Annotated in this window: 16 protein-coding genes; 10 read left to right on the top strand and 6 right to left on the bottom strand. The window is 65.5% G+C overall.

What is annotated here, in order from left to right; translation table 11 throughout:
- Positions 1-193: 193 nt before the first annotated feature.
- On the top strand, positions 194-1,045 hold the full coding sequence (locus ACEF39_RS15535; protein ID WP_500285691.1) for a pirin family protein: 852 nt from the start codon (positions 194-196) through the stop codon (positions 1,043-1,045).
- An 84-nt stretch (positions 1,046-1,129) separates the two neighbouring features.
- Here ACEF39_RS15535 and ACEF39_RS15530 read toward each other — a convergent pair whose 3' ends face one another.
- The 5 genes from ACEF39_RS15530 to ACEF39_RS15510 all read right to left on the bottom strand — a co-directional run bounded on the left by ACEF39_RS15530 (position 1,130) and on the right by ACEF39_RS15510 (position 7,611).
- Positions 1,130-1,588, bottom strand: coding sequence for a hypothetical protein (locus tag ACEF39_RS15530; protein WP_500285690.1), 459 nt, complete (start codon positions 1,586-1,588; stop codon positions 1,130-1,132).
- Positions 1,589-1,784: 196 nt separating this feature from the next.
- A complete protein-coding gene (gene aqpZ, locus ACEF39_RS15525; protein ID WP_500285689.1) occupies positions 1,785-2,504 on the bottom strand; it encodes an aquaporin Z in 720 nt (239 codons plus the stop codon).
- 121 nt (positions 2,505-2,625) lie between these two features.
- Positions 2,626-3,489 carry a pirin family protein gene (locus ACEF39_RS15520; RefSeq protein WP_230113353.1) on the bottom strand — a complete coding sequence of 288 codons (864 nt, stop codon included), beginning with the start codon at positions 3,487-3,489 and terminating at the stop codon, positions 2,626-2,628.
- A gap of 522 nt (positions 3,490-4,011) precedes the next feature.
- A protein-coding gene (locus tag ACEF39_RS15515) for an IS3 family transposase (RefSeq protein WP_500285688.1) occupies positions 4,012-5,363 on the bottom strand; the annotation gives its coding sequence in 2 pieces (ribosomal slippage) (positions 4,012-4,907 and positions 4,907-5,363; 1,353 coding nt in all).
- Between the two features lie 184 nt (positions 5,364-5,547).
- Complete coding sequence (locus tag ACEF39_RS15510; RefSeq protein ID WP_500285687.1) at positions 5,548-7,611, bottom strand: 3-hydroxyacyl-CoA dehydrogenase NAD-binding domain-containing protein; 2,064 nt, start codon at positions 7,609-7,611, stop codon at positions 5,548-5,550.
- A gap of 235 nt (positions 7,612-7,846) precedes the next feature.
- On the opposite strand from ACEF39_RS15510, the gene rpoE reads away from it, so the two are divergent.
- The 9 genes from rpoE to recO all read left to right on the top strand — a co-directional run bounded on the left by rpoE (position 7,847) and on the right by recO (position 16,501).
- Positions 7,847-8,467, top strand: a complete 621-nt coding sequence (gene rpoE, locus ACEF39_RS15505) for an RNA polymerase sigma factor RpoE (RefSeq protein WP_280884841.1) — start codon at positions 7,847-7,849, stop codon at positions 8,465-8,467.
- On the top strand, positions 8,464-9,339 hold the full coding sequence (locus ACEF39_RS15500) for a sigma-E factor negative regulatory protein (protein WP_500285686.1): 876 nt from the start codon (positions 8,464-8,466) through the stop codon (positions 9,337-9,339). The genes rpoE and ACEF39_RS15500 overlap by 4 nt, the downstream gene beginning before the upstream one ends.
- A gap of 76 nt (positions 9,340-9,415) precedes the next feature.
- Positions 9,416-10,954 carry a DegQ family serine endoprotease gene (locus tag ACEF39_RS15495; RefSeq protein WP_500285685.1) on the top strand — a complete coding sequence of 513 codons (1,539 nt, stop codon included), beginning with the start codon at positions 9,416-9,418 and terminating at the stop codon, positions 10,952-10,954.
- Positions 10,955-11,139: 185 nt separating this feature from the next.
- A complete protein-coding gene (gene lepA / locus ACEF39_RS15490) occupies positions 11,140-12,933 on the top strand; it encodes a translation elongation factor 4 (protein ID WP_162291979.1) in 1,794 nt (597 codons plus the stop codon).
- Between the two features lie 54 nt (positions 12,934-12,987).
- Positions 12,988-13,782: a signal peptidase I gene (lepB, locus tag ACEF39_RS15485; protein WP_500285684.1), complete on the top strand. Its 795-nt coding sequence runs from the start codon at positions 12,988-12,990 to the stop codon at positions 13,780-13,782.
- Positions 13,783-13,816: 34 nt separating this feature from the next.
- Positions 13,817-14,200: a DUF4845 domain-containing protein gene (locus ACEF39_RS15480; RefSeq protein ID WP_089236423.1), complete on the top strand. Its 384-nt coding sequence runs from the start codon at positions 13,817-13,819 to the stop codon at positions 14,198-14,200.
- Entirely contained in the window at positions 14,190-14,870 is a 681-nt protein-coding gene (gene rnc, locus ACEF39_RS15475; protein WP_236512326.1) for a ribonuclease III, read from the top strand. The genes ACEF39_RS15480 and rnc overlap by 11 nt, the downstream gene beginning before the upstream one ends.
- Positions 14,867-15,763 carry a GTPase Era gene (gene era, locus ACEF39_RS15470; protein WP_500285683.1) on the top strand — a complete coding sequence of 299 codons (897 nt, stop codon included), beginning with the start codon at positions 14,867-14,869 and terminating at the stop codon, positions 15,761-15,763. The genes rnc and era overlap by 4 nt, the downstream gene beginning before the upstream one ends.
- An 18-nt stretch (positions 15,764-15,781) precedes the next feature.
- The gene (gene recO, locus ACEF39_RS15465) at positions 15,782-16,501 is read left to right on the top strand and encodes a DNA repair protein RecO (protein ID WP_500285682.1); all 720 of its coding nucleotides are present in this window, start codon (positions 15,782-15,784) and stop codon (positions 16,499-16,501) included.
- 550 nt (positions 16,502-17,051) lie between these two features.
- On the opposite strand, the gene ACEF39_RS15460 is transcribed toward recO, so the two are convergent.
- On the bottom strand, positions 17,052-17,774 hold the full coding sequence (locus ACEF39_RS15460; protein WP_089238050.1) for an Hpt domain-containing response regulator: 723 nt from the start codon (positions 17,772-17,774) through the stop codon (positions 17,052-17,054).
- Positions 17,775-17,841: the final 67 nt, after the last annotated feature.

Raw genomic sequence — 17,841 nt, 5'->3', positions numbered from 1 at the left:
GCGGTAGTACTTTGGTCGTACATGGGTGTGGCAGGTGGCGATGTTCCCTCGCTGCCCACAACGCAGGCGGTGCCGGCGTGCGGACATGACATGCGGCGAACACCAGGGATGGAACAATCGGTTGCGACGGCATCCATTGGCGTTGCGCGCTGCAGCGTCCATTTTTACTGGCATCCATCCAACAGGAGTCACCATGAGCCTTCCCGAGCCGGTCCGCGTCCTGCGCACCATCCGTGGCATGCCCACCTCCGACGGTGCCGGTGTTCGCCTGACCCGGGTCATCGGCGGTCCGTCGCTGCCCGACCTCGATCCGTTCCTGCTGCTCGATGAATTCGGTACCGATCGCGCCGAGGACTACATCGCTGGTTTCCCCGAGCATCCGCATCGTGGTTTCGAGACCGTTACCTACATGCTCGATGGCCGCATGCGGCATCGCGACAATCACGGCAACGAAGGCCTGCTGACCCCGGGCAGCGTGCAGTGGATGACCGCCGGCCGTGGCCTGGTGCATTCGGAGATGCCCGAGCAGGAAAGCGGGCACATGCGCGGCTTCCAGTTGTGGGTGAACCTGCCGGCGCGCGACAAGATGACCGCGCCGAAGTACCAGGAATTCGCTCCAGAGAAGATTCCGGTGGTAGGCCCGGCCGAAGGCGTGCAGGTCAAGGTGATCGCCGGCACGGTCGAGGGCACGGTGGGCCCGATCGCACAGCCGGCTACTGACCCGCTGTACCTGGATATCGAACTGGCCGCCGACCGTGCCTGGACCTATCTGCTGCCGGAAGGCCACAACGCGTTCGTCTATGTGTTCGAAGGCGGGCTGACGGTGGGTGAGCAGGATGCTGCGCGCGACGTGGCGCGGCAGGAACTGGCGGTGCTGGGCGGCGGCGAGCAGCTGCATCTGTCGGCAGGTGCTGACGGCGCACGGTTGATCCTGGTGGCGGGTCGTCCACTGCGCGAGCCGGTGATGCGTCATGGCCCGTTCGTGATGAACACACGCGAAGAACTGATGCAGGCGTTTGTTGATTTCCAGGAAGGCAGGTTCTGAGGGGCAGCGCCGGGCCATGCCCGGCGGATGCCCGGCGTGCCGGATCCTGCGGGGACGCTGCAAGGCAGTCATCCCCGCAGCCCCTCAGCGGCCGTCGGCCACGGCAGAGGGCGTCAGGTTCATGCCCTGCGCAAGCTGCTGCAATGTGCCCAGTTCCTGGGAGCTGTCGGGATACAGCGCGATCTGCGCGTAGCGGCCCTTGTCCAGCTTGACCACGCTGATGCGGCGCTCGGCATAGCCCGGCGGCTGCTGGCCGCCCAGATCCGGCTGATACCAGTACATCGATTCACCGGCAAAGCTGCCCTTTTCCTGGCGCAGCGAGCGGGTCAGTGGAATGCCCGGATCGCGCTGGCTGAGCATCAGGCTCAACACTTCGCGACCATCACTGGTAGCTGCGCGGCAGACCAGGAAACCGGACTGTGCCTGCTGCTGCCATTGCAGGCCGCTGCTCGCGGGCAACGAAGGACAGTCGACCGGGGCCTGCGCGAAGGCAGATGCCGCAACGAACAACAGGCTCGACAAAACAACAGGCGCGAACTTCATGCATCCCCCAAGGTGGCGTGTCGTTGGCACCGCCGGTGTCACCGGCGGTCGAGGCATCCCATCCCCGGATGCCGTCCTGCCCGGCACAAGCGCGGGCGGATGACCAGACCTTAACGGAACGTGAGCGATCGCACAAATCGCGGTTACATCCGCAACCATTGCGGCCGAAGGTCGGCCGCAATGGCACGGTCACGGCTCAGCGGTCGTTGCCGATCCACTTGTAGATGATGCCGCCGCTAGCACCGCCCAGCAGCGGGGCGACCCAGAACAGCCACAGCTGGCCGGTGGCGCCACTGCCGGCAAAGAAAGCCACCGCCGTGGAGCGGGCCGGGTTCACCGAGGTATTGGTGACCGGGATGCTGATCAGGTGGATCAGGGTCAGGGCCAGGCCGATGGCCAGTGGCGCGAAGCCTGCCGGAGCCTTCCCATGGGTCGCGCCCATGATCACGATCAGGAACACCGCCGTGAGCACCACTTCGCACAGGAACGCGGCCGCCACACTGTAGCCACCGGGCGACAGCGCGCCATAGCCGTTGCTGGCGAATGCACCGGCCTGGCTGCCATCAATGGCGAAGCCGCTGGCGCCGGAGGCAATCTGCAACAGGATGAAGCCGGCCAGCAGGCCGCCGGCCACCTGGGCGATGATGTAGGGCACCAAATCCTTGGTCGGGAAGCGGCCGCCGGCCCACAGGCCCACGCTGACCGCAGGATTGAAGTGCGCGCCGGAGATATGGCCGAACGCGTAGGCGCCGGTCACCACGGTCAGGCCGAAGGCGAGGGCCACGCCGAGGAAACCGATACCCAGAGGATTGCCATCGCCACCGAACTTGGCGGCCAGCACCGCACTGCCACAGCCACCCAGTACCAGCCAGAACGTGCCGAGGAACTCGGCGGACAAGCGTTTACCCATGCTCATGTGTTGCACTCCTTTGACGGTCTAAATTGTGATTTATGTCACATTTCAGTGATCAGCGGGTGACTGTAGTGTCAACGCCGGGTGCAGGGATACACCTTTGGATGTGTGCAACACGCGATGCTCAATGCTCGGGCAGGGGAATGAATTCCTTGTCGTCGCCGGGAATGGTGCCGAAACGCCCGGCTTCCCAGTCGTGCTTGGCCTGCTCGATGCGTTCCTTCGAACTGGAAACGAAGTTCCACCACAGATGGCGCGGGCCATCCAGCGGCTCGCCGCCGAACAGCATCGCCTTCACCGGCGTCTTTGCGCGCAGGCGGCCGCGCGCACCGGCTTCGGGAATCACCAGGTGCTGGGCGGGAATGTCCACGCCGTCCAGCTGCGCTTGGCCTTCGAGGATGTACAGCGCACGCTCGCGGTGGCCATCATCGATGTCGATCTCTGCATCGGGGTCGAGGTCGATCGCTACATTGAGGGTGTCGGCGAACACCTTTACCGGCGACTCCTCGCCATAGGCGCGTCCGGCGATCACTCGCAGCCAGGCGCCGTTGCGACGCTGCTCGGGCAGCGTGGCGGCAGCATGGTGGTAGAACGCCGGTTCGATTTCCTCATGCGACTTCGGCAACGCGACCCAGGTCTGCATGCCGTGGATCGGGTTGTCATGGTCGCGGTCCGGTTGCGGCGTGCGCTCGGAATGGGCGATGCCGCGGCCGGCGGTCATCCAGTTGACGTCACCGGGACGGATCACCTGGTCCGAACCCAGCGTGTCGCGGTGGCCGATGGCGCCCGACCACAGATAGGTGACGGTGGCCAGGCCGATATGCGGGTGGGGGCGCACGTCGATGGCCGTACCGGGGTGCATGAGTGCCGGGCCCATCTGGTCGACGAACACGAACGAACCAATGCTGCGGGCCTGCAGGGTGGGCACTGCCCGGCGTACTTCCAGGCCGCCGATGTCGTGCACGCGCGGGGCGATGATGGTGGTCATGCGGGCGTTCTCGCTGGCAGGGATCAAGGTGGTCAGCATCGCATGCTGTCGTGAGGGTGACATTCCCCGTTCGGGTAACAGGTTGTTCCAGCCAACGGCGCAGCCTCTCGTGGCTGGTGGTTGGTCGCTGAAGGCAAAAGCAGAAGCCGCGCTTGGCCGGGCGGGTGGGTTGCGCAGGGGGCGCTGCAAGTACGTCCCTGTAAGCTCGGGCGCCGCATCCATGCGGCTCACGCCCCTGCGCAACCCACCCGCCCGGCCTCTGACAGTTTCCGTGTGCCGTCCAGCCACGGAGAAGAAAAAAGAAAATCAAAATCAAACGCTGGTCGCTTCGCTCGCATCCACGCATGGCGTGGATCAAGCGTGTCGACCAAGGTCGACACCTACCAGCAATCGCAGTTCACTGACCGTCACCGGGAAACTGTCAGGGGTGGGGCGGTGTCGGGTTGCGGGGTGTCCGCGGCATGGATGCCGCGGCCAAGCCCCCAAGGTGAAGTGACCCCCAAAAGCTGGACAGTTGGGCGGTCAGGCGGCCAGCTTGGCCTGTTCCCGGTACTTTACCGGGCTCATGCCCTTCAACTTCAGCTTGATGCGGTCTTCGTTGTAGTACCTGATGTACTCAACCAGGCCCGCTTCCAGGCTTTCGATACTGTCAAAGCTGTTCAGGTAGAAAAATTCCGACTTCAGTGTCCCGAAGAAACTCTCCATGGCCGCGTTGTCCAGGCAGTTGCCACGTCGGGACATGCTTTGTTTCAGGCCGCGCCTCTCGAGCTTGTGCCGGTAGTTCTCGTGCTGGTAGTGCCATCCCTGGTCAGAGTGGATCATCGGTCGATCTTCGGGTGAGAGCTTTTTGATCGCCTGATCCAGCATCTGACCCACCAGATCGAACACCGGCCGACGCTTCATCTGGTAGGCCACGATTTCGCCGTTGTAGAGGTCCATGATCGGCGAAAGATAGAGCTTCATGCCCTGCACTTTGAACTCGGTTACATCGGTCACCCACTTCTGGTTGGGAATTTCGGCTTCAAACTGACGGTCCAGTTCGTTGGGAACCACGACATTGGCTGTGCCCTTGAACGCGCGGTAGCGCTTGATGCGTACGCGCGACTGCAGGCCCAGCTCGGCCATCAGGCGCTGCACCCGCTTGTGGTTGATCGCCTCGCCCCGATTGGCCAGTTCCAGTGTTATGCGGCGGTAGCCATAGCGCCCTTGGCTTTCGTCGTAAATCGCGCGGATGCGCTCACGCAGTTCCACCTCGCCCTCATCAGGATGGGCCAAGGCATGAACCTGGTAATAGAACGTGCTGCGCGACAACTCGGCCGCCTCGAGCAAAAGCGGCAGGGAGTGGGCCTGCCTCAATCCTTGGACGGCTTGCGCTTTGTGCGCTGTGCCGCCTGCTCTTCCTGGATCAAGGCATCGAGCTTTTTTAAGTAGGCCGTCTCCGCACGCAGGTAGGCTACTTCCTTAAGGAGCTCATCGCGGCTCATGTCCTCGGCTGGCTTGGACGAGCGGGTCTTCTTCATCGGCTTTGGGGGCGGTAATGGTGGCGGCGCCAACGCTTGGGCGCCACCGTCAGCATACAGCCGTTGCCATTGCCCCACCGCGCCGGCATCTCCGATCTGGAAATAGGTCGTGGCCTCGCGCCCAGACATCCCTTCTTGACGCATCTTTTCAAGGACATCCAGCTTGAACTGGAGATCGTAGGACCGGACTTTGCGGTGAAACCCACGCCAACCATGCAGCCGGTAGGTCGCTGCCCAACGCCGGACCGTCGAAAACTCCAGACCGTGGCGACGGGCCACCGCCTTGACGGATGTGGAGGTCTTGCAGGCCTCCTTGGCGACCTGAAGTTTGAAGCGCGCGTCATACCTATTCATGAAATCCTCGGAGTTGGACGGGGTGTCCAACTTCCGGGGGTCACTTCAAGGATGGGTTTACGGCGTCCCCGCAACCCGACACCGCCCCGCCCAACAAACAGAAAAGCCAGAGCCGCTTTGGCTCTGGCTTCTGCTGTGGAACTTGACGTTGCCTCTGCGGGTGCCGGGCCGCAGGCCCGGCCGATCAAACCACCGGTTCGCGCAGAAGCGGGTTGTCCCAGCCCGGGCGCGGTGCGAAGCGGTCGCCGTGACGCTGCTGCAACGCCTTCAGGCGTTCCACCAGTGCATCGGCACCGACTGCACGGATGTGCTGGATCGGACCGCCGCGGAACGGTGCGAAACCGGTACCGAAGATCACGCCCGCGTCCAGCAGGTCCGCGTCGGCCACCACGCCCTCGTGCAGGCACGCCACGGCCTCGTTCAACAGCGGCAGGATCAAGCGATCTTCCAGATCGGCAGGCGCCTGGTAGTCGCGCGCTACGTCCGGCTTCTTGGCCCGGCCGTTTTCCCAGGTGTAGATGCCCTGGCCATCCTTCTTGCCGCGCTTGTCCGGTTCCACCGTCTGCAGCGCCGCCGGAATCTGCAGGCCCAGGAATGGAGCCAGTTCCTTGCCCACGCCAGCAGCCACGTCCAGGCCCACGGTGTCGATCAGTTCAATCGGGCCCATCGGCATGCCGAACTTCACCGCCGCCTTGTCGATCACCGGGCCCGGAATGCCTTCAGCGTATGCGGTGGCCGCTTCCAGCATGTACGGGAACAGCACGCGGTTGACCAGGAAACCGGGAGTGCCGGCCACCGGCACCGGGAACTTGCCCAGCGCCTTGCAGAAGGCTGCCAGGCGACGCTCGGTTTCAGCGGCCATGCCATCGTGATGAATGATCTCCACCAGCGGCATCTGTGCCACCGGGTTGAAGTAATGCAGGCCGGCGAACTGCGCCGGACGCTGGATGTGATCGCGCAGTTCCACCAGCGGAATCGACGAGGTGTTGGTGGTCAGCAACGCGTCGAGCTTCATCTTCGGCTCCAGCGTCTGGTACAGCGCACGCTTGGCTTCCGGGTTCTCGATGATCGCTTCGATCACCAGATCGGCCTGCGCCACGCCGTTGCCTTCCAGATCGGCACGCAGGCGCGCGGCGACGGCCGGGCGCTTGCTCTCGTCACGCACCTTCTTGGCGAACAGCGCCTGCGCGCGTTCCATGGCCGGGTCGATGAAGCGCTGCTCGCGGTCCTGCAGGGTCACGTCGAAGCCCTTGTAGGCCGCCCACGCGGCGATGTCACCGCCCATCACACCGGCACCGACCACGTGCACGTGGCGGATGCCGGAATCACCACCACCGAGGCCCTTCAGGCGTTCGGTCAGGAAGAAGATGCGGATCAGGTTGCGTGCGGTCGGTGTGCTGGCCAGCTTCACCACCGCGCGTCGTTCGGCATCCAGGCGTGCCTGCACCGGCTTGCCGCCGCTGCGCTGCCAGGTGTTGATCAACGCATACGGCGCCGGGTACTGGTCCTTCTTCGCCTTGCGCGCGACCTGCTTGACCATCTGCGGGGCCAGCAGCTGGCGTGCAAGCCAGGTATTGGTTGCCCACGCCGTCGCACGCTGCTTGAACGGGCGGGTGGTGCCGGACAAGGTCAGCGCCACGGCGGTGTCGAGTACTACGGCCGGTGCCACCACCTTGTCGACCAGGCCGATGCCGCGTGCGGCCGAGGCCGACAGCGTGCGTCCGGTCAGCATCATGTCCATCGCAGCGGGCGCGCCGACCAGCTGCGGCAGGCGCGCGCTGCCACCCCAGCCCGGGAAGATGCCCAGCTGGGTTTCCGGCAGTCCGATGCGGGTGGAACTGTCATTGGACGCGACGCGGTAGCGACAGGCCAGGGCCAGCTCGGTGCCGCCGCCCAGGCAATGGCCATGGATGGCGGCCACGGTCGGGCAGGGTAGTTCGGCCAGCTTCTGGTAGGTCGACTGGCCACGACGGATGGCGTCGTTGACGGTGCCGCGGCGATCGAATTCCTGGAATTCCTTCAGGTCGGCGCCGGCGATGAAGCCTGCCTTCTTGATCGACTGGATCACCACGCCCTTGGGCGGGTCCATGGCGATGCGCTCCAGCAGGTCGCCCAGCTCCAGCAGGACATCCTGCGACATTGCGTTGACACTGCTGTCCTGACGATCAAGGGAGAGGACCACCACGCCATCGTCGCGGATCTCGGGGTGCCAGTGGCTGAAGCGGAGACCATCGAAGCTTGAGAGCATGGACGTTCCATCCGGTTGTGTATGGAGAAGGGGGCTATGATCCAGAGGTTGTTTCCCCCGCGTCAAATCCCAATAGCAGGGGTGTGGCGCCCCGGATCGCAGGCCTTGGACCGGAACGTTAACGGAACGGTGGTTAAAAGCTGGTGCGGCGCCAGGTGATCGGCGACTGAACTTTTCCCGGGATTGGCAGTCTCATTGCCCGACGTCGGTTGGGCTGACAGGAGTGCGGCCCCTCATGGCCGATGTTGATACACCTCAGGAGCTGGATCTGGAACTGGTCCGGCGCGTGCAGCACGGCGAGAGTGCCGCCTTTGATGTCCTGGTGCGCAAGTACCAGCATCGGGTCGTGGCCCTGGTCGGTCGCTACATCGCCGACTGGAGTGAATGTCAGGACGTGGCCCAGGACACTTTCATCCGTGCTTACCGTGCGATTGGAAGCTTCCGCGGCGACGCCCAGTTCTCAACCTGGTTGCATCGGATCGCCGTGAATACCGCCAAAAATCACCTGGCTTCGCACAATCGCCGCCCGCCGACCGATGACATCGACATCGGCGACGCCGAGCAGTTCGACAGCGGCACTCGCCTGCGCGACACCGACACGCCCGAGCGCGAGTTGATGCGCCAGGAACTGGAACAGACGGTGATGAAGGCCGTCAATGCGCTGCCGGAAGAACTCCGGTCAGCGATCACCCTGCGCGAGGTGGAAGGCCTGAGCTACGAGGAAATCGCGCAGAAGATGGGGTGTCCGATCGGCACCGTGCGTTCCCGGATCTTCCGGGCGCGCGAGGCGATCGACACCGAACTCCGGCCGCTGTTGGACATCGGCAGTGCCACCCGCGAGAAGAACCGTATATGACCCGCATTCCGAACAACGAATCGCACAACCACCAGTCTCCCGCCGGGCAACGCCTGGACGAACGCCATCGCCAGCAGCTGTCGGCGCTGGTCGACGGCGAACTGGGTGCAGATGAGGCGCGCTTCCTGGTGCGCCGCATGGAACACGATCCGGAACTGGCCGGCTGCCAGGAACGCTGGCACCTGTTGGGTGATGTCATGCGCGGCCAGGCGTCGCTGCTGGCACCGGCCGGTTTCAGTGCCGCCGTGGCTGCCGCCATCGCCGCCGAGCCTGCACCGCTGGCCGAGCCGAAGCGTCAGGCCCGCCGCAGTGGTTGGCGTGCTTGGGGTGGTGGCGCACTGGCTGCTTCGGTTGCTGCCGTGGCGCTGTTCGTCGGCCGCGAAAAGCTGCAGGAGGCGCCCCCCGTCGATGTCTCCGCACCGCAGGTGATCGCCAGCCAGGCGCAGTTGCCACCGGCATCCGGGCAGCCTGCGGCTGTCACCGAGGCATCGGTGGACACCGCCGCGATGGCCGTGGCCAGCGTGCCGGCGGTGGCCATGGCAGCGGCCAGCCGTCGCCAGGACGCGCGCCGCGCCAGCGCCACCCGCAGCCAGCAGGCCGCACGCGTGGCCCAGCGCGATGACGCACCGCTGCGCGCGGTCGCCAGCCAGGCGCCGCTGACCCCGACCGTGCCCGCCAGTAGCGCGCGCAACCTGCCATTTGGCGAGGTCGGCAGCCTGCAGGCACGGCCGTGGCCGCGTTCCAGCCTGGCGCCCGCCGCCGCTGGCGCTCTCAATGCCAGCTTCCCGGCCCATGCCGGTGGCGCCGCGTTCTATCCATTCGAGCCACGCCTGCAGGACGACCTGCCGGCGTCGCCACGCCCGCGCGACTGAGCCGGGTACCGTCCCACGCCCCGCCGTCGGCGGGGCGCATTTTTCCCTTTCCATCCGACCCGGAGGTTGCCGTCCGATGACTCCCCGACTGCGCACACATGCCATTGGCCTGTTCGCCCTGACCCTGCCGCTGGTGGCCTGTGCCCAACCGGCGGCGCCTGCCGCCCAGCCGCAGGCCGCAGCCGCTGCTGCGGCGCCGCGCGCACCGGCGCAGCCGCTGGTCAGCGGCCTGCCTGACTTCACCAATCTGGTCGAGCAGGTCGGCCCCGGTGTGGTCAACGTCGACACCACCATCGTCCGCAGCAACCGCCAGGCACGCGGCGGCATGGGCCCGGGTGATGACGAGATGCCTGAATTCTTCCGCCGCTTCTTCGGCCCGGATTTCCCGATGCCGGGGCAGGGCCCCGGCGGCCAGGACGGCGGACCCAGCATCAAGGGCCGCGGCATGGGCTCGGGCTTCATCATTTCGCCTGACGGCTACGTGCTGACCAATTACCACGTGGTCGCCGACGCCAGTGAAGTGAAGGTCAAGCTCGGTGATCGTCGCGAGTTCACCGCCAAGGTGGTCGGCAGCGACCAGCAGTACGACGTCGCCCTGCTGAAGATCGACGGCAAGAACCTGCCGACCGTGCGCGTGGGTGATTCCAACAGCCTGAAGCCCGGTCAGTGGGTTGTCGCGATCGGTTCGCCGTTCGGCCTCGACCACTCCGTCACCGCCGGCGTGGTCAGTGCCCTCGGCCGCAACACCGGTGGGCCGGACCAGCGCTATGTGCCTTTCATCCAGACAGACGTGGCGATCAATCAAGGCAACTCCGGCGGCCCGCTGCTGAATACCCGTGGCGAAGTGGTCGGCATCAACTCGCAGATCTTCTCGGCCTCGGGCGGCTACATGGGCATCAGCTTTGCGATCCCGATCGATCTGGCGATGAGCGCGGTCGAGCAGATCAAGAAGAGCGGCAAGGTGACCCGTGGCCAGCTCGGCGCGGTGGTCCAGGAAATCGACGGCCTGAAGGCACAGGCGATGGGCCTGCCCGATAGCCGTGGTGCGCTGGTCAACCAGATCGTGCCGGACAGTGCCGCGGCCAAGGCCGGGGTCAAGATCGGTGACGTGATCCGCACGGTCAACGGTGCGCCGGTCAACAGCTGGTCCGATCTGCCGCCGCTGATCGGTGCGATGGCACCGGGCAGCCGGGTCACTCTGGGCGTCATCCGCGACGGCAAGCCGCGTGACCTGAGCGCGACCCTGACCGCTTTGGCAGAGGATGCGCAGGGCAATGCCCGCAGCCCCTCCGCAGGCAATGACACGGCAGCGCCGCAGACCGGGGCCAATGCCCTGCTTGGGTTGGAGGTTGCCGACCTGACCGCGCCGCAGCGCAAGCAGCTGGGCCTGGAGGCGGGCGAAGGCGTCCGCATCACCGCAGTGAAGGGCGAGGGCGCCCGTGATGCCGGCCTGTCGGGCGGCATGGTGATCCTGCAGGTGGCCAGCACCCCGGTCGGCAGCGTCGAAACCCTGAACCGTGCGCTGTCCGGGTACAAAAAGGGCGACGTGGTCATGCTGCTGGTCCGTACCGGCAGCGGCAACAGCGCCTTTGTGGCGGTCAAGGCCGGACCGTAACAACGCATGTCCGCCTTCACGGCGGTCCTTGTGGTACCCCCAAAGCCCCGCCCTGGCGGGGCTTCGGCCATTCCGGGGCTTGCCCGGACAGGCCAACCACGCGGCTACCCTCCGGGCGTGCGATAATCGACCGTTACCCTGACGACGCCGCGCGCCGCCGCCACCTCTCTATGTCCTCTGATTCGATGCGGAACATCCGCAACTTCTCCATCATCGCCCACGTCGACCACGGCAAGTCCACGCTGGCCGACCGCATCATCCAGCTCTGTGGCGGCCTCCAGGCGCGCGAGATGGAAGCGCAGGTGCTCGACTCCAACCCGATCGAGCGCGAGCGTGGCATCACCATCAAGGCGCAGTCGGTGTCGCTGCCGTACGTGGCGAAGGACGGCCAGACCTACCATCTGAACTTCATCGACACCCCCGGCCACGTCGACTTCTCCTATGAAGTCAGCCGCTCGCTGGCCGCCTGCGAGGGCGCGCTGCTGGTGGTCGATGCGGCGCAGGGTGTGGAGGCGCAGTCGGTGGCCAACTGCTACACCGCCGTGGAGCAGGGGCTGGAAGTGGTGCCGGTGATCAACAAGATCGACCTGCCCACCGCCGATATCGAGCGTGCCAAGGCCGAGATCGAGGCCGTGATCGGCATCGATGCCAGCGACGCAGTCCCGGTCAGTGCCAAGACCGGCCTGAACGTGGTCGACGTGCTGGAAGCGATCGTGCATCGCATTCCGCCGCCGGTGCCGCGTGATACCGACAAGCTGCAGGCGCTGATCATCGACTCGTGGTTCGACAACTACCTGGGCGTGGTCTCGCTGGTGCGCGTGATGCAGGGCGAGATCAAGGCCGGCGACAAGCTGCAGGTGATGTCCACCGGCCGCAACCACCAGGTCGACAACGTCGGTGTGTTCACCCCCAAGCGCAAGGTGCTGCCGGCACTGCGTGCGGGCGAAGTGGGCTGGGTCACCGCCAGCATCAAGGACGTGCACGGCGCGCCCGTCGGTGACACCCTCACCCTCGCTGCGGATCCCGCGCCGAAGCCGCTGCCGGGCTTCCAGGAAATGCAGCCGCGCGTGTTCGCCGGCCTGTTCCCGGTCGATGCCGAGGATTACCCGGACCTGCGCGAGGCGCTGGACAAGCTGCGCCTGAACGATGCCGCGCTGCGCTTCGAGCCGGAAAGCTCCGAAGCGATGGGCTTCGGTTTCCGCTGCGGCTTCCTCGGCATGCTGCACATGGAAATCGTGCAGGAACGCCTGGAACGCGAATACAACCTGGACCTGATCAGCACCGCGCCGACGGTGGTGTATGAAGTGCTGAAGACCGATGGCACGATCATCAACATGGACAACCCGGCCAAGCTGCCGCCGGTGAACCATGTGCAGGAGATCCGCGAGCCGATCATCCGCGCCAACGTGCTCACCCCCGAGGAGTACATCGGCAACATCATCAAGCTGTGCGAAGAAAAGCGTGGCAGCCAGCTCGGCATCAACTACCTGGGCAGCCAGGTGCAGATCAGCTACGAGCTGCCGATGGCCGAAGTGGTGCTGGACTTCTTCGACAAGCTGAAGTCGGTCAGCCGTGGCTATGCCTCGCTGGACTATCACTTCGTGCGCTTCGATGCCGGTCCGTTCGTGCGCGTGGACGTGCTGATCAATGGCGACAAGGTCGATGCGCTGTCGCTGATCGTGCACCGCAGCCATGCCGATCGTCGTGGTCGCGAGCTGTGCGAGAAGATGAAGGACCTGATCCCGCGCCAGCAGTTCGACGTTGCCATCCAGGCGGCCGTCGGCTCGCAGATCATCTCGCGCACCACGGTCAAGGCCATGCGCAAGAACGTTCTGGCCAAGTGCTATGGTGGCGACGTTTCGCGCAAGAAGAAGCTTCTGGAAAAGCAGAAGGAAGGCAAGAAGCGCATGAAGCAGGTCGGCCGCGTGGAAATTCCGCAGGAAGCCTTCCTGGCCGTGCTGCAGATGGACAACAAATAAGCCCCGAAACCGGCCTTCGGGCCGATCGTCCGGTGACGTTGCAAAGGACCCTGAATGAAACTGTTTGAGATCCTCCTGGTCGTGCTGACCCTGGCCTCCGGCCTGATCCTGCTGGCCGACAAGCTGTACCTGGCCAAGCGTCGCGCCCAGCGCGCCGGCCTGCTCGACACCGAGCCGGTGCTGGTGGACTACTCGCGTGCGTTCTTCCCGGTGCTGGCGATCGTGCTGATCGTGCGCAGCTTCATCGCCGAGCCGTACAAGATCCCGTCCAGCTCGATGATGCCGAACCTGCTGATCGGCGATTTCATCCTGGTCAACAAGTTCTCCTATGGCCTGCGCCTGCCGATCACCAATACCCGCTTCGTGCCGGTCGGTGATCCGGCCCGCGGCGACGTGGTGGTGTTCCACTTCCCCGGCCATGGCGACAACGATCCGGCCAAGGGCGAGAACTTCATCAAGCGCGTGATCGGCGTGCCGGGCGACACCATCGTGTTCGAAGGCGACGGTGTGATCCTCAACGGCGAGCCGCTGAAGTACGACAGCAAGGGCATCTACGCCGGCCACAAGGGCCAGGGCGAGGGCGCCAACCTGCTGGTCGAGCACCTGCCGGGCCGTACCCATACCGTGCTGGAGACCGACTATCCGCGTGGCCAGGGCCAGTGGACCGTACCGGCCGGCAAGTACCTGGTGATGGGCGACAATCGCGACAACAGCGACGACGGCCGTTTCTGGGGCCTGCTGCCGGAAGAGAACCTGCGCGGCAAGGCATTCCTGATCTGGCTGAACTGCCAGGGCTGGTTCTGCAAGGATGGTTTCGAACCGTCGCGGATCGGCTCGAGCATCAACTGACTTCACATCCACTCGCGTATCTGGGGAGAACGCAATGAAGACGATGAACACGCAGCGCGGCATGACCCTGACCTCGTTCCTGACGGTCCTGATCGTGGTTGGCTTCTTCCTCTACATCGGCATGAAGCTGTTCCCGATGTACCAGGAGTATTACGCGGTGCGCTCGGCGATGAAGAGCCTGGCCAAGGAACCCGGCATCGGCAGCATGGCGCCGGCCAACATCCAGGACCTGTTCTTCAAGCGGCTGTACATCAACTACTCGGACAACGTGAAGCCGGCCAACGTCAAGTTCGACCGTCGCGACAATGGCTGGACCCTCAAGGTCAACTACGAAGTGCGCCGCCAACTGGTCGGCAACCTGGATGTGGTTGGCAAATTCGATTCTTCCCAGGACCTGACCCGTAGCGGTGCCGAATAAATCTTTCCAACGTGAAGACCTGATCGGTCACACCTTCCGCGATCCAGGCCTGCTCAAGCAGGCGCTGACCCATCGCAGTGCCGGCGCGCCGCATAACGAGCGGCTGGAGTTCCTCGGCGACAGCATCGTCAACATGATGGTCGCCGAGGCGTTGTACCTGCGCTGGCCCAAGGCGGACGAAGGCGCGATGACCCGCGCCCGCGCCGAGCTGGTGCGCGAGGGTGCGCTGGCGGTGATCGCGCGCACTCTTCAGCTGGGTGACCGGCTGACCATGGGGCCTGGCGAAATGAAGTCCGGCGGTCATCGCCGCGACTCGACCCTGGCCGATGCATTCGAGGCCGTGGTTGCGGCGATCTACCTGGATGCCGGCTTTGAAGCCTGCCGGGCGATGGTCCTGCCCTGGTTTGCCGCCTCGATGGAGGCGCTGCCGGCCACCGGGCGACCGGAGAAGGACCCCAAGACCCGCCTGCAGGAATGGCTGCAGGGCCGACAGAAGGCGTTGCCACAGTACGAACTGGTGTCAGAATCCGGTGACGACCACGCCAAACACTTCCGGGTACGCTGCAACGTAGCCGACCCCGCCGCCAGCACCGAGGGCGAAGGCTCCTCGCGGCGGATCGCCGAACAACAAGCGGCTGCGGCCGTCCTTGAACAACTGGATTCCAAGTGAGCGAACAAACCCCCCATCATTGCGGCAGCGTGGCCGTCATCGGCCGCCCGAACGTGGGCAAATCGACCCTGACCAATGCCTTGGTCGGGGCCAAGGTCAGCATCGTGTCCAACCGGCCGCAGACCACCCGTCACCGCCTGCTGGGCATCGCCACCTACCCGGAAGGGCAGCTGGTGCTGGTCGACACGCCCGGTCTGCACAAGGTGCAGAAGCGTGCGATGAACCGGGTCATGAACCGCGCTGCCCGCGGTTCGCTGGAAGGCGTCGACGCCGGCCTGCTGGTGATCGAAGCCGGTCGCTGGGACGAAGAGGACAGCCTGGCTTTCAACGTGCTGCGCGACGCCGGTATCCCGGTGGTGCTGGTGGTCAACAAGATCGACCGCATGAAGGACAAGGGGGCGCTGCTGCCGTTCCTGCAGGAAGTGACCGCCGGCCGTGACTTCTCGTCGGTGCATCCGATTTCGGCGCAGAAGCGCAACGGCCTGGAAGCCCTGGTCCGTGATGTGCTGGCGCTGTTGCCGGAAGCCCCGCCGATGTTCGGCGAAGACGAAATCACCGACCGCAGCCAGCGTTTCCTGGCTGGCGAACTGGTGCGTGAACAGCTGATGCGCCAGTTGGGCGAAGAGCTGCCGTACGCCACCACGGTGGAGATCGAGCGCTTCACCGAGGACGGCAACCTGCTGCGCATCGGTGCGGTGATCTGGGTCGAGCGCGAAGGCCAGAAGGCGATCGTGATCGGCAAGGGCGGTACCCGCCTGAAGGAGATCGGGGCCAAGTCCCGCCTGCAGATGGAGCGTCTGTTCGGGGCCAAGGTGTTCCTGGAAACCTGGGTGCGCGTGCGTGAGGGCTGGTCCGATGACGAGGCCGCGCTGAAGGCCTTCGGCTACGACTAAGCCGCGACGGTCGCTTCGATGCTGATCGAGGACGACACCGGCTTCGTGCTGCATGCGCGGGCCTATCGCGAGACCAGCCTGCTGGTCGAGGTATTGAGCGCCGAGCACGGCCGGATCGGCCTGCTCGCGCGTGGTGTTTCCACGGCCAAGGGCCAGGTGCTGCGAGCGGCCCTGCAGCCCCTGCAGTGGATCCGCTTCAGCGCGCTGCAACGTGGCGAACTGGCCCAGCTGCGCGGTGCTGAAGCGCTGGATGTGGCGCCGCGCCTGCTCGGCCAGGCCATGCTGGCCGGGTTCTATTTGAGTGAACTGACCCTGCGCCTGGCGCCGCGCCAGGATCCGTTGCCGGAGTTATACCTGGCCTACGGCGAAGCGCGTGCACGCCTGGCCGTGGGTGCCGGATTGGCCTGGACCCTGCGCCGTTTCGAGCGCGAGCTGCTGGCGGCACTGGGCGTGGGCTTCGATCTGGAGACTGCCAGCGATGGCCAGCCGATCGACCCGGCGGCGCGTTATGAACTGGACCCGCAGGAAGGACCGCAGCGCCTGCTCAGCGAGCGCGGCGGCGAGCGTGGTGCAGCGGCTACTGGCTCAGCACTGTTGGCCCTGGCGGCCGACGACGAGCCGGACGCAGCCGATCTGGCCAGCCTGCGGCTGCCGATGCGGCGGGTGCTGGCTCATCACCTTGGCGCACGCGGCCTGAAATCGTGGGAGATGCTGGAGCAGCTCGCGCCCAGGCGTTGAGGGGTGTTCGGCAGGGCTTGCAGCCCTGCACCTGCCGAATCAACGTCAACGTCAACGGCAAGAGCTGGTTATCCGTGGGTAGGCGGGGTGGGCCCGGTGGCAGGGGACGCCGTAAATACGTCCCTGTAGGCTCGGTCGCCGCATCCATGCGGCTCACGCCCCTGCCACCGGACCCACCCCGCCTTCGACAATTGTCCGCGAGCTGTCGGAACGGCTTCCGGCTCTGGTAGGTGTCGACCTTGGTCGACGCGTAGATCCACGCCATGCGTGGATGCTCTTCGTTCAATTCTCGAAATATTCGATTTCGATGGAGATTCATCCACGCATGGCGTGGATCTACCAGACACCGGGAAACTGTCAGGGGTGGGGCGGCATGGGTTGGCAGGACCGTTGGCGCCATGGATGGCGCCATCGAGCCCCCATGGATGGGTTTACGGCGTGTCCTGCCAGCCCATGCCGCCCCGCCATCCCGCAGGAAGCCGCTTTGGCTTTGGCCGTTGCTCCGGCTGTTGCCTCTGCGGGTGCCGGGCGCAGCCCGGCCGAACCCCTCTTAGTGCAGCAGAGCCGCTACGGCGGCGCGGAACACCGCCTGTGCCTGCCCCGATTCGGGCGTGTGGTGCAGCTGCCGCACCGCGCGTGCCAGTCGCGCTGCACCCACGAACCCGCAGCTGGCCTGCAACCGGTGCAGCTGGCTGCGCAGCTGGCGCTCGTCGTGCTGGTCCACGGCCTGTTCGACCGCGTCGCGCACGCCCGGCAGTTCGGCCAGGAACAGTTCGCGCAGGGCGATCAGGTGGTTGCGCTGGCCATTGAGCGCGGCCAGAGCGGCGGTTTCATCCCAGTCCTCCAGCGCCAGCTCGACCGCCGCTGGCGGCACTGTGGAGCCGGCGGGGCTGTTGACCAGCGCACGACGGACCGCCTTCAGCAGCTGGTCGCGACCCAGCGGTTTGACCAGGGTATCGCTGAAGCCAGCCTCGCGCAGGCGTGCGTGAATGGCGGCATCGCCGTCGGCGGTGTGCGCCAGCGCCGGGGTGTCCGGATGCGAGCGGCGCAACTGGTGCAACAGCTGGGCACCATTGCCATCGGGCAGGTTGACGTCGATCAGCCACAGATCGTGGGCACCGGGCTCGGCGCGCGCCAAGGCGCTGGCCAGTGAGTCGGCGGTATCCACATCCGCTGGTAACGTTTCCAACGCCGCTTTGAAAAAACCGCGGCTGATGATGTCGTCCTCGACAAGCAGGAAGCGGGGTCGACTGGCCCGCGGGGTCATCTGCATCAGGGCTGCCTCCATGTCAGCTGGGGTCAATCATCAAGCACGGCGGCGGCGGGCGCAAGCGGCCAGC

The organism is Stenotrophomonas indicatrix (assembly GCA_041545745.1).
Classification (GTDB): domain Bacteria; phylum Pseudomonadota; class Gammaproteobacteria; order Xanthomonadales; family Xanthomonadaceae; genus Stenotrophomonas; species Stenotrophomonas indicatrix_A.
Note: the sequence above shows the minus strand (reverse complement) of the source record. Positions and strands in the feature narration are given on the sequence as shown.